This window comes from Pedobacter miscanthi (assembly GCF_032678605.1).
Classification (GTDB): Bacteria; Bacteroidota; Bacteroidia; order Sphingobacteriales; family Sphingobacteriaceae; genus Pedobacter; species Pedobacter miscanthi_A.
This window is the reverse complement of sequence record NZ_JAVTSU010000011.1, coordinates 156,899-168,342: the sequence shown is the minus strand read 5'-3', so window position 1 is coordinate 168,342 and position 11,444 is coordinate 156,899. Positions and strand designations below refer to the sequence as shown.

Here is an 11,444-nt window from a genome sequence, read left to right as displayed (position 1 = left end):
TAGCCCAAAAACCAAAAATCCCCGGTCACTTTAAGTAACCGGGGATTCCATATCATTTAAAAGCAAATTACTTTTTAGCTTGTTGCTGCTGACGCATGTAATCATCTAAACGTTGTTGAAATTTAGATTTTTTCTTTTTCTCGTCTGCTGGCCTGGCTTTATTTTGCTGGATTAAAGCGTGGATTTTCTCATCGTCAACCATTTTACGGATCAGGAATTGCTGTCCAAAGGTCATTAAATTCGCTAAGAAATAATAATAGTTTAATCCGGCAGGGTAGCTGTTTAATACACCTAAGAAGATGATCGGCATAATGTAACCAATGTATTTCATTTGGCCTGTAGCGCCCGAAACCTGATTGTTAAAATAAGTCATAATCAATGTAGAGATGGTCATCAATACACACATTAAACTTAAGTGATCGCCAATGAAAGGGATTTTTACACCAAATTTGATAAACTCATCATAGGTTGATAAATCTTTCATCCAAAGGAAACTCTCGCCACGTAACTCAAACAAGTTAGGGAAAAAGAAGAAGAAAGCCATTACCAAAGGCAATTGAAGTACCATTGGCAAACATCCGCCCAGTGGGTTTACACCAGCTTTTTTATACAACTTTAAATATTCCTGTTGAACCAATGTTGGATTATCTTCGCCTACTTTAGCTTTAATTTCGTCCATTTCTGGCTTCAAAACCCTCATTTTAGCCATTGATAGGTATGACTTGTAGGTAAGTGGTGATAAAGCAAGTTTTAACAGGATGGTTAATACTAAAATGATCAGACCATAATTCCAGCCGAAACTGTTTAGGAAGTTAAATACAGGAAGTACAATAAAACGGTTAATGTATTTTAATGGCCAGTAACCCATATCAACCTGCTGCTCTAAATCGTAACCTTGTGCCTTTAAAGCCGAGAACTTATTGGTACCAAAATAGAATTCCATTTCGTAAACCTGGTTTGCAGTATGTGCAAAAGGCAATTGCATGTTGGCATCATAAAACTTCACAAGGCCAGGAGCCGTTGGAATTTTAACTTCTAAACTGCCTTTTTCGAACGCTTGTTTCGAAATTAAAGAAGCAGAGAAAAAGTGCTGTTTAAATGAGAACCATTGGATTTTACCTTTCGATAAATCTTCTTTTTCATCTTTAGAAACACTTAAGTGGTTTACATCACCATCTAAATATTTGTAATAAGGTGCTGAATAACGGTGCTCACTTTCAATCGATTTTTCTTGCTGTAAAAGGGTAGTTTGCCAGTTTAAACCGATGCTGTTACCTGCAATTACTTGTTGTAAACCCACTAAATTAACATTGAAGGCTACTTTATTACTCAATGCTTTCAAGTCGTATACATACTCTACATAAGCATTTGCGCCATAATTGGCACGCATGGTAACGCTATTGCCTGTTTTAGTTGGTGTAAAATATAAATCGTTGGTATTAATTACTTTACCGGCAGCATTTAGGTTTAAGCCGAATTTATTTTCACTTCCTGAAAATAAAATCAATGGCTGACCAGAAAAAGTTTTTTGTCCTTTAACTTCAACCGAAGTAATTTTACCACCTTTATTACTTAAGGTAATTAATAAATTCTCGTTTTCTAAAACGGTATTAGCTTCAGTTCCAGTTATTGCAGTACCAAAAGGACCTTTTAAAGCTAAAGAATCAACTCCTGGATTAGCAACTGCAGCAGTTTTAGTCGTGTCTTTTTGTACCGGTTTAGCGCCAGCTTTTTTTAAAGAATCTAAATGTTCAATTTCTTTGGCTTTTTTCATTTCAGCCTCACTAGGCCTAAAAAAGTAGAATGATCCTGCCAAAATGATCATAATCAGGAACAGTCCTGTAAAGGTATTTCTATCCATTATTTATGTTTAATACTGCTTTTAATTCGTTTTCTTTTTCGCAAACTCCATCGCAGCGGCGACAAATTTAACAAAAAGTGGGTGAGGATTAGCAACTGTTGATTTTAATTCTGGGTGAAACTGTCCGCCAACGAAAAACGGATGGTTTTTAAGCTCCACAATTTCAACTAAATTGGTCTGTGGATTCATTCCTGATGCAATCATACCAGCATCTTCGTATTGCTGTAAATAAGCATTGTTAAATTCGTACCGGTGACGGTGGCGCTCGTTAATGTGCGATTTGCCATAAATAGAAAATGCTTTAGTACCTTTTTTAATATCACAAGGATAAGAGCCTAAACGCATGGTTCCACCTTTGTTGGTTACTTTTTTCTGCTCCTCCATCATATTGATTACCGGATTTGAAGTGTTTTCTTCAATTTCGGTAGTGTGTGCATCCGTTAAACCTAAAACATTACGGCCAAATTCAACAACAGCACATTGCATACCCAAACAGATTCCAAAGAAAGGAACATTGTTCTCCCGAACATATTTAATGGCATCAATTTTACCTTCAATGCCACGGCTACCAAAACCTGGCGCCACTAGAACACCTTGTAAGTGACCTAATTTTTCTTTTACGTTATCCGGGAAAATACCTTCAGAGTGGATATATTCTACCCTTACTTTACATTCATTTTTCGAACCTGCATGTACAAAAGATTCGATAATTGATTTATAAGCATCAGGTAATTCTACATATTTACCAATCAAACCGATTTTAACTTCAGCTGTTGGGTTTTTTAAACGACCTAAGAAATCTTTCCAGCTTTCCATATCCGGATCGTTTTTGGTCGGAAGTTTTAATTTCGATAATACTGTTTTATCCAATTGTTCTTTTAACATCAACAATGGCACATCATAAATAGTAGATGCATCCATTGATTCGACTACCGCATTGATGTTAACGTTACAAAATAAAGCGATTTTTTTTCTGATCTCAGGACTGATGTGGTGTTCGGTACGGCAAACCAATATATCTGGCTGGATACCATATTCCAATAAAGCCTTAACAGAGTGTTGTGTTGGTTTGGTTTTTAACTCCCCTGCAGCAGCTAAATAAGGAACCAGTGTTAAGTGGATTACGATGGCATTGGTGCTGCCTTCTTCCCATTTAAACTGACGAACCGCCTCAATAAAGGGTAAAGATTCGATATCACCAACAGTTCCGCCAAGTTCGGTAATTACGATATCATATTCACCGCTATCGCCCAAAATGCGCATGTTACGTTTAATCTCGTCGGTAATATGCGGAACCACCTGAACGGTTTTACCTAAATATTCACCTTTACGTTCTTTGTTAATTACGTTCTGGTAAATACGGCCGGTGGTAATGTTATTTGCCTGTGATGTTGGAACGTTAAGGAAACGCTCATAATGACCAAGATCCAGATCGGTTTCAGCACCATCTTCGGTAACAAAGCATTCGCCATGTTCGTATGGATTTAAAGTTCCGGGATCGATATTAATGTAGGGATCGAATTTTTGAATGGTTACACGGTAGCCACGTGCTTGTAAAAGTTTAGCTAAAGATGCGGAAATGATGCCCTTACCCAAAGAGGAAGTAACACCGCCCGTAACAAAAATATACTTAGTCATGTTTGTGATTTTTGACGGCAAAATGTAATTATTGCCGCTTTTTGTACGGGATACAAAGGTACGAAAATTACTTGTTTCCTTGCAGGAAAAGTGAAGTTATTTTAAATATGATAAAGGGATGTGATTCAGGAAAATAGCGTTAACAAGGAATCGATTCTTCTCTTTGGAAAAGTTAAACGGTGGTTTTAAAGTGCTTTAAATGACTTAGAACCTCATTATATGCTAAGTCATTAATAATTTAATGTAGTTAAGAAACGATCTTAATCGATTTTGATTGCCTAAACGAATTCGCGGTGGCTTTTTTCAGCCAGTTCCAGCACCTCATCTGCTAAGTAATCAGTTAAACCAACCGATGCGCTGGTTTGGACCAATCGCTCTTTTAAATATGGAGGCAAATCATTAAGCGATTTATCGTCATCAAGGATAATGAAATCTTCATTATTATAATGTGATTTAAACCAGTTTAAAATCTCACTCTTTCTATTTACTAGATCGGTGTTATCTGGGAGGCGGTCAATTTTGCTTAAACTGATATTTCTTGTTTTAAAAATATCGAGCCATTGATTTAAACTGTACTTAAACTTGTGCGAAGTGGTAAGAACAATTTCAAAATTATGATGATAAAGAATTTTATTTAGTGCTTTAACTGCTTTAGGATTAAACTCAACAAAGCCATCTGCTAAAATCTCTGGTTTTCTCCAGGAGTTAGCAGGTACCATTACGCCGTCTATGTCTAATAATAAAAACATAATACGAATTTACGTTTTATTTTATCAATTCGAATATTTTTTCTAACGATATATTATTAAAATTTGCATCTAACTCATTCATTCTCTTGATCTTTAACTTAGTGTCCCACTCTTCAGCAACAAATTCTACTTTGTGCCATTCACATACATTTGTTGCGCTGGTTTTACATGATGGTATCCTGCCCAGATTAATATCTGCTAATATTGAACTAATATAACGATGGTGACCATCTATAATAAAGTTATCACATACCTTAATATCATCAAATTTAATCCCTTTAATCATCTTTCTATACATCCGATTAATTACCGGTATAGAAAGTTTGGTATGCGTTGAAAGTAAGTCAATCTTTTTTGACTTTAAATTTTCAGAAATAATTTCGCGACTAATATCTCCCATATTATTTTTTTTATATTTTTCATGGGATGTTATTCTAGTGCTTAATTAGCATCAAAATACGATGTTTAGTTTATGGACAAAACATTATCTAACTAAACAGAAAAAAGGAATGGATTTTAGCGCAACGATATATTGTTATGCTTTCGAATAAATATAGTAATTAATTTTATGATTAGTAAGATGGCTTAACAACAATTATAATAAATCTTCACCTTCTTTTCCTTTTCGCTCCAGGCAATATAAAGGTTGTTTTCTTTACCCAAACGGTATTTAAAGCCATTTAAGCCCGATTTTTTTAATTCTTCGTAAAGTGCCTTATCGGGGGTGTATTTATCCGCCTTATCTTCAGGCATCACCGCAGGCTCAAGGAAATTATCGTCACTAAAAAAATCATCAGCAATGGTTTTTAAAAATATAACCTGGTCTTTTTCCTTCGAGAGGTCTACGTTCGGATCCGTATTGCTCAATAACTCGGCGCCTTTTATTTTAGCATTATAAATCTCTTTGCCATCAGCATTTTTAATGGTAAAATTCAATACCATTTCTTCTGGCTTTCTGCCGGTAAGTTCAATTTTAAAAGTGTCTAAACGTTTTAAATCAGAGAAAGATTTTGCAAAATGCTGGTTAACGTTTTTAAATTCAATTGAACCTTTGTTTTCTTTCTTTTCGTTTTTACAAGCAAAAAATACAAGGATAGATAGGAGCAGGATGGTAGAAATTCTTTTCATAAGTTGTAAATCGCCCTAAAATAATAAAAAATTAAGAACGATGATTTACCGATCAAAATTTGTTTTAAACATTTAAGTATTTATATTTGCGTAACTGATTACGTAATTAATTGTATTATGAATTTTTTCGAACAAACAGGTAAAGTGGCTATTGGTAGCAGATTAAGGATGTTAACTGATAAGGTAACTGAAGATGCCGCCCTGATTTATAAGCTCTATAACATTGATATGCAGCCAAAATGGTTTCCCGTTTTTTATTCGCTGGCACAGGGAAAGGAGAAAACGATTACCGAACTGGCTAAAGATATCGGGCATTCGCATCCATCGGTGAGCAAAATTATTAGTGAAATGCTAAAAAAAGGCTATGTAAAGGAAAGCAAAGATAAAACCGACGGACGTAGAAATGTAGTAAGTCTTTCGAAAAAAGGCGTGGAGATTTCAAAGGAAATTGAAGATCAGTTAATTGATGTAAATGCAGCTATCGAAGAAATTTCAGCTCAATCGCAAAACAAACTTTGGGAAGCAATCGGTGAGTGGGAATTTTTATTAGAACAAAAAACGTTATTAAGAAGGGTAATGGAAAAGAAAAAAGAAAGAGATAGTTTAAAAGTTGAAATTGTAGCTTATCAACCTCAGTATCAGGAAGCATTCAGGGCGCTTAATGTAGAATGGATCTCGCATTATTTTACAATGGAAGAATCGGATTATAAAGCTTTGGACAATCCACAAGGTTACATTTTGGATAAAGGCGGCATTATATTGGTTGCATTGTATGAAAACGAACCTTTAGGTGTTTGTGCGCTAATTAAAATGAATGATGGTGAATATGATTTCGAATTGGCCAAAATGGCGGTATCGCCCAAAGCACAAGGAAAAAATATTGGCTTTTTATTGGCAAGTGCCGTTGTTGAAAAAGCAAAATCATTAGGTGCTTCTAAAATCTACCTGGAAAGCAATACCATTTTAAAACCAGCCATAAACCTTTACCATAAGTTAGGTTTTCAAAAAGTGGCGGGTAAACCAACGCCATATACACGTTGTAATATTCAAATGGAACTTGTGCTTTAGTTTGGAGTTGGGCGTTTTGAGTTTGGAGCTGATGAACTGATTGCCACCAGGCGACTTGTTAAGTTTTGAGTTTGGGAGCGGAATGCCTGGCTGTGAACTATCCAACTATTATCCCTGATCCAACCAATAAACGAATGAACAATGAACCAATGAACTTTACTCCAGCTTTAGTGCCTCAAGCAAATTATTCAGTTTTAATAAATCTTCTGGGGTATCAATGGCAACCGTTTCCAGATCGGTAACCTTGGTTTGAATGTAGAAACCATTTTCAATCCAGCGGAGCTGTTCCAAACTTTCGGCAATTTCTAAAGAAGATGGCGGAAGTTTGGTAATGGCTTTTAAAGATTCGGTGCGGTAACCATAAATGCCTATGTGTTTATAAAACTGATGTTTCTCAGCCCAAACGCCTGGCTCTCCGTTTCTGATAAAAGGAATCGGGCTACGGCTAAAATACATGGCTCGACCATTTACATCAATCACCACCTTTGGACTATTCGGATTATATACACTTTCCTGACTGTGGATTGATTTGATCAGGGTGGCCAATTGTACTTTTTCTTCAGTAAAGCAACTTACCAGCAATTCTATCTGCGCCGGCTCAATAAAAGGCTCATCGCCCTGAATGTTGATGACGATATCGAATCCGGGTAAATTTTCAATTACTTCAGCACATCTGTCTGTTCCGCTTTGATGTTCAGGGGATGTAAATACAAATTCTCCTCCAAAACGTTTCACTTCGTCCGCAATCCGAACATCATCTGTAGCAATAACCACTTTTGATAAACTTTTTGCTTTCGAGGCCTGCTCATAAACCCTTTGGATCATGCTTTTCCCTGCAATATCAACCAAAGGTTTACCAGGGAAACGGGTAGAGGCATAACGCGCAGGAATGATCCCAATAGCCTTTAAATCCTCAAGTGTGGGCTTCAAATTTTTATCGGTCATATATTGTTTCGGTAGAATTGATAAAAAACAAATATGAAAATTAATGCGATAATGATATAAGCTACCGGATGTGCAAAATTAAGCGTCCATCCCAGCAATTTTACACGCTTGGAGACAATTAATCTTGAGTCTTTTTTATTGAAGTAAAAGATGCCCCATTTCCAATTCTCCGGATTCTCCTGTTCGAAATCTTTTTTCATCTTTATCGCATTAATCTTTTATTCAATGTTTAAAATAAACCATTAATCTCTGCTTCGATCGATTGGATTACCGAACCCAAATCCTCAGGATTATTGGTAAAATCTAATTTATCCTTATCGAGGATCAGTAATTTACCTAAGTTATAACCTTTTATCCATGCTTCGTATTTTTCGTTCAGTTTAGAAAGGTAATCGATACGGATGCCTGCTTCGTATTCGCGGCCACGGCGTTGAATGTTATTAACCAATGTAGGTACCGATGCGCGTAAGTAAACCAATAAATCAGGTGGTTTGATAAAAGAAGTAATATTATCAAAAATCGCACGGTAATTATCATGATCACGAGTGGTCATTAAGGCCATATCATGCAGGTTTTCGGCAAAAATATGTGCATCCTCATAAATGGTCCTGTCTTGTATCACATTACGCTTATTTACCTCTATATCGGTGATCTGCTGAAAACGGCTATTCAGGAAATAGATCTGAAGATTAAAACTCCAGCGTTTCATGTCGCTATAAAAATCTTCCAGGTATGGGTTATTATCCACCGCCTCGTATAAAGCTTCCCATCCATAATTTTTGGCCAGCAAACCTGTTAAAGTGGTTTTACCGGCACCTATATTTCCTACAATTGCTATGTGCATTTTCTTTAGATTGGAGATATGAGATTGGAGATATGAGACTGAGAAATAATCTCAAATCTAATGTCTCGCTTCTCAAATCTATTAAAAATAATTAAAAACTTTTAAACCCGATTAAACTACGAACCTCTCTGATGGTTTTTTGTGCACTTTCACGGGCTTTTAATGCGCCATGCTTAGCAACCTGCCTTAAATAAGCATCATCTTTGGCGATGTCCTGAATACGCTCACGCATTGGTGCAGTAGCAATAATCATGTCCTCAGCCAGTTGTTTTTTGAAATCACCATAACGGATCTGCATTTTATTGTACAAATCTTCAAAATGCTGGTGGGTATCTACACTAGATACTACTTTCATCAGGTCGAAAAGATTTTGGATCGGCTCTGGTTTTGCCTGGTTTTCTTCAGTCGGACCGCCGTCGCTTACCGCCCGCATTACTTTTTTACGGATGGTTTCCGGATCATCTGATAAATAAACCGCGTTGGCTTCTCCTTCTGATTTACCCATTTTGCCTTTACCATCTAAACCCGGCACTTTAACCAGTTTTTCGGTAAAACTAAAAGCATATGGCTCAGGGAAATATTCGGTGTTATATAACCTGTTGAAACGGTTTCCGAAAGTACGGGCCATTTCTAAATGCTGTTCCTGGTCTTTTCCAACAGGTACTTTTGTAGCCTTGTGGATCAGGATATCAGCTGCCATTAATACCGGATAGGTCAATAACCCTGCATTAACGTTATCCGGGTTAGCGCGTACCTTATCTTTAAAAGAAGTGCTACGCTCCAATTCGCCCATGTAAGCGTTCATGTTCAGGTATAAATAAAGTTCCGCAATTTCCGGAACATCACTTTGTATATAAATGGTGCTGGTTTCTGGATCAATTCCGCTTGCCAGGTACTCAACCAATACGTGTTTAATGTTACCATGTAAATCGGCTGGAGTAGGGTGAGTAGTTAAAGAATGCAAATCGGCGATAAAAAAATAGCAATTGTAATCGTTCTGCATTTGAACGAAGTTTTTAACCGCGCCGTAGTAATTACCCAAATGTAATTTTCCTGTAGAGCGGATGCCGCTCACCACTGTTTCTTTCATAATGGCACGAAATTAAAAATAAAATACAAGCAATCCGCAAAACGCTTTAATTTTCGTGGTAAGAATTTTTAGTATATTACCATCTCAGTCAAAGTTTCTTACCCCGCGTTCGTTTTCTCGACCAAAGCGCAGCGAAGTGGAGAGATCTATCTATGGAAATAAAAATATTTTTCCTCTTGGTTGGTGTCTCACCGGCAAAAAAAATATATCCATCATTAAGAAATGAAAGCCATCATTTCATCGTAAGTTGTAGCCCTTCTTTCCGTTACAAGTCCTCACTCGTTCCTCGTTCGGGGCTTTACACTTCAATAAGGTTTATAAACAATGGTTTTTTGCAATAACAGAGCCGTTTAATCTGTGTTCGTTTTCTCGACCGAAGCGTAGCGAAGTTGGAGAGATCTATCTATGGAAATAAAAATATTTTTCCCCGTGGCTGGTGTTCCACCGGCACAAAATAATATCAATGATTATTGCCATTGGCCTGTATCATACAACAACCACAACAATCTTACCCCAAAACCAAACTTAGTTTGAAATATCAAACAATTTTATATTTTTGGTACATCTATGATCCACTTTCTAAGACAAGTACACCGGGTTTGGTTTTTATTCTGGATACTGTTTTTCTTCGCCCTCTTTTATCCCTTTTACTACATTACTTCCCGTAATGAAAAATATTACAGCATCCTTAACTTTTGTCGCAAGGCCAATAGTTTTTTATGCAGCCTGTTTTCCGGTGTTTTTTTTCGCTATCACTACGAGGAAAAACTTAACCCTAAGCAAACCTATATTTATTGCGCCAACCATACTTCCAATTTAGATATCATGATTTTCTGTATCATGGGGCGTGGTAAATTCCATTTTATGGGTAAGGATGAACTGTTGCAAAATCCGGTACTGGGTATTTTTTTCAAAACCATTGATATTTCCGTTAACCGCGATAGCAAAATTTCGGCATTTAAAGCATTTAAAAAAGCTGGCGAGAATTTAGAAAAGGGGATGAGCCTGGTTATTTTTCCTGAAGGAAAGATCGATGATCATTATCCACCAAAATTGGGCGAGTTTAAAAACGGGCCATTCCGCCTGGCGATAGATAAAAATATCCTGTTAGTGCCCGTCAGCATTACCGATGTTTGGAAAATTAACTGGGATGACGGCGCAAAATATGGAAGTAAGCCCGGAATTTGCGATATTTACGTCCACAAACCTATAAACACTTCAGTTTTGGCCGATGTTGATGCTGATGGTTTAAAAGAAAAGGTTTTTAAATTGATTGACAGTAAGTTAGTATAATATGAATTTAGACGCAAAAACAATCCATAAAATAGCCGACCTGGCCCGAATTCATATTGATGAAAAGGAAGTAGATACTTTGATTCCTGAAATGAATAAAATATTGTCATTTATGGAAAAATTGAATGAATTAGATACTTCGAATGTAAAACCATTGGTTTATATGAACGAATCGGTAAATGTTTGGCGCGAAGATGTGGTTAAACAAGAAATCTCTACCGCTGATGGTTTGAAAAATGCGGCAAAACATAGCGATCAATTTTTTATGGTGCCAAAAATTATCGAAAAATAATTAACCGTAACTTTATTTACGGTCAGCAAATGATGCGAAAAGAATGGAAAAGATTCTGATAAGAAGATCAAAAAAACCGGTACTTTGGATTGCATTATTGTTTTTCCTTATAGCTGTGTTCATGTTTACAGTATTATCATCTCACAAGCTTTCTGACGCCATTCAATTGTTAATAGTGTTATCCGTTCTTCTTTTGCCTCTTATCATCGTGCTACTTTACAATTTATGGCCAGAAATTATAATAACGCCCGATGGGATTAAAGTTAAAAAACAATTATCTTATATCTTTTATAAATGGGATGATATAATAAGATATGGAACATATTCTATTGAGTCTAAGTCAACCGGCGGGGATGCAGGAGACATGACAAATCTTATATTCTTTATTTATTTTCGAAACTGGAGTAAAACATTTGATATTACAACCTATAATTTTGACAAACCTCACAATGCTATTATTGATCTGATGAACCGTTTTAAATTTGCATAAATTGGAATGAACTCAAACGCATGAACTAGTATTTTAGCAAAAAGGA

Annotated in this window: 13 protein-coding genes; 4 read left to right on the top strand and 9 right to left on the bottom strand. The window is 36.3% G+C overall.

Annotated features, from left to right (window positions below):
• Nucleotides 1-67: 67 nt before the first annotated feature.
• The 5 genes from yidC to R2R28_RS17505 all read right to left on the bottom strand — a co-directional run bounded on the left by yidC (nucleotide 68) and on the right by R2R28_RS17505 (nucleotide 5,376).
• A complete protein-coding gene (gene yidC, locus R2R28_RS17525) occupies nucleotides 68-1,861 on the bottom strand; it encodes a membrane protein insertase YidC (protein WP_316826983.1) in 1,794 nt (597 codons plus the stop codon).
• Nucleotides 1,862-1,882: 21 nt separating this feature from the next.
• Nucleotides 1,883-3,499 carry a CTP synthase gene (locus tag R2R28_RS17520; RefSeq protein WP_316826982.1) on the bottom strand — a complete coding sequence of 539 codons (1,617 nt, stop codon included), beginning with the start codon at nucleotides 3,497-3,499 and terminating at the stop codon, nucleotides 1,883-1,885.
• Nucleotides 3,500-3,777: 278 nt separating this feature from the next.
• A complete protein-coding gene (locus R2R28_RS17515; RefSeq protein WP_316826981.1) occupies nucleotides 3,778-4,248 on the bottom strand; it encodes an HAD domain-containing protein in 471 nt (156 codons plus the stop codon).
• Between the two features lie 16 nt (nucleotides 4,249-4,264).
• Nucleotides 4,265-4,648 (bottom strand): hypothetical protein, encoded by a 384-nt coding sequence (locus R2R28_RS17510; RefSeq protein ID WP_316826980.1) that lies wholly within the window; start codon nucleotides 4,646-4,648, stop codon nucleotides 4,265-4,267.
• Nucleotides 4,649-4,833: 185 nt separating this feature from the next.
• Nucleotides 4,834-5,376, bottom strand: a complete 543-nt coding sequence (locus R2R28_RS17505; protein ID WP_316826979.1) for a hypothetical protein — start codon at nucleotides 5,374-5,376, stop codon at nucleotides 4,834-4,836.
• Between the two features lie 117 nt (nucleotides 5,377-5,493).
• Between R2R28_RS17505 and R2R28_RS17500 the strand changes: the two genes are divergently transcribed.
• The gene (locus R2R28_RS17500; protein ID WP_316826978.1) at nucleotides 5,494-6,444 is read left to right on the top strand and encodes a bifunctional helix-turn-helix transcriptional regulator/GNAT family N-acetyltransferase; all 951 of its coding nucleotides are present in this window, start codon (nucleotides 5,494-5,496) and stop codon (nucleotides 6,442-6,444) included.
• A gap of 156 nt (nucleotides 6,445-6,600) precedes the next feature.
• On the opposite strand, the gene kdsB is transcribed toward R2R28_RS17500, so the two are convergent.
• The 4 genes from kdsB to trpS form a co-directional block, all read right to left on the bottom strand.
• Nucleotides 6,601-7,389, bottom strand: coding sequence for a 3-deoxy-manno-octulosonate cytidylyltransferase (kdsB, locus tag R2R28_RS17495; protein WP_316826977.1), 789 nt, complete (start codon nucleotides 7,387-7,389; stop codon nucleotides 6,601-6,603).
• Entirely contained in the window at nucleotides 7,386-7,589 is a 204-nt protein-coding gene (locus R2R28_RS17490; RefSeq protein ID WP_316826976.1) for a DUF5808 domain-containing protein, read from the bottom strand. The genes kdsB and R2R28_RS17490 overlap by 4 nt, the downstream gene beginning before the upstream one ends.
• A 29-nt stretch (nucleotides 7,590-7,618) precedes the next feature.
• Entirely contained in the window at nucleotides 7,619-8,233 is a 615-nt protein-coding gene (locus tag R2R28_RS17485) for a deoxynucleoside kinase (RefSeq protein WP_316736938.1), read from the bottom strand.
• Nucleotides 8,234-8,324: 91 nt separating this feature from the next.
• The gene (trpS, locus tag R2R28_RS17480) at nucleotides 8,325-9,323 is read right to left on the bottom strand and encodes a tryptophan--tRNA ligase (protein WP_316826975.1); all 999 of its coding nucleotides are present in this window, start codon (nucleotides 9,321-9,323) and stop codon (nucleotides 8,325-8,327) included.
• A gap of 567 nt (nucleotides 9,324-9,890) precedes the next feature.
• Between trpS and R2R28_RS17475 the strand changes: the two genes are divergently transcribed.
• Genes R2R28_RS17475 through R2R28_RS17465 form a run of 3 tightly spaced genes read left to right on the top strand, consistent with a single transcriptional unit; the run spans nucleotide 9,891 to nucleotide 11,398 of the window.
• Nucleotides 9,891-10,616 carry a lysophospholipid acyltransferase family protein gene (locus R2R28_RS17475; RefSeq protein WP_316826974.1) on the top strand — a complete coding sequence of 242 codons (726 nt, stop codon included), beginning with the start codon at nucleotides 9,891-9,893 and terminating at the stop codon, nucleotides 10,614-10,616.
• Nucleotide 10,617: 1 nt separating this feature from the next.
• Entirely contained in the window at nucleotides 10,618-10,908 is a 291-nt protein-coding gene (gene gatC, locus R2R28_RS17470) for an Asp-tRNA(Asn)/Glu-tRNA(Gln) amidotransferase subunit GatC (protein ID WP_316826973.1), read from the top strand.
• 43 nt (nucleotides 10,909-10,951) lie between these two features.
• Nucleotides 10,952-11,398 carry a hypothetical protein gene (locus tag R2R28_RS17465; RefSeq protein ID WP_316826972.1) on the top strand — a complete coding sequence of 149 codons (447 nt, stop codon included), beginning with the start codon at nucleotides 10,952-10,954 and terminating at the stop codon, nucleotides 11,396-11,398.
• The last annotated feature ends 46 nt before the right edge of the window (nucleotides 11,399-11,444 follow it).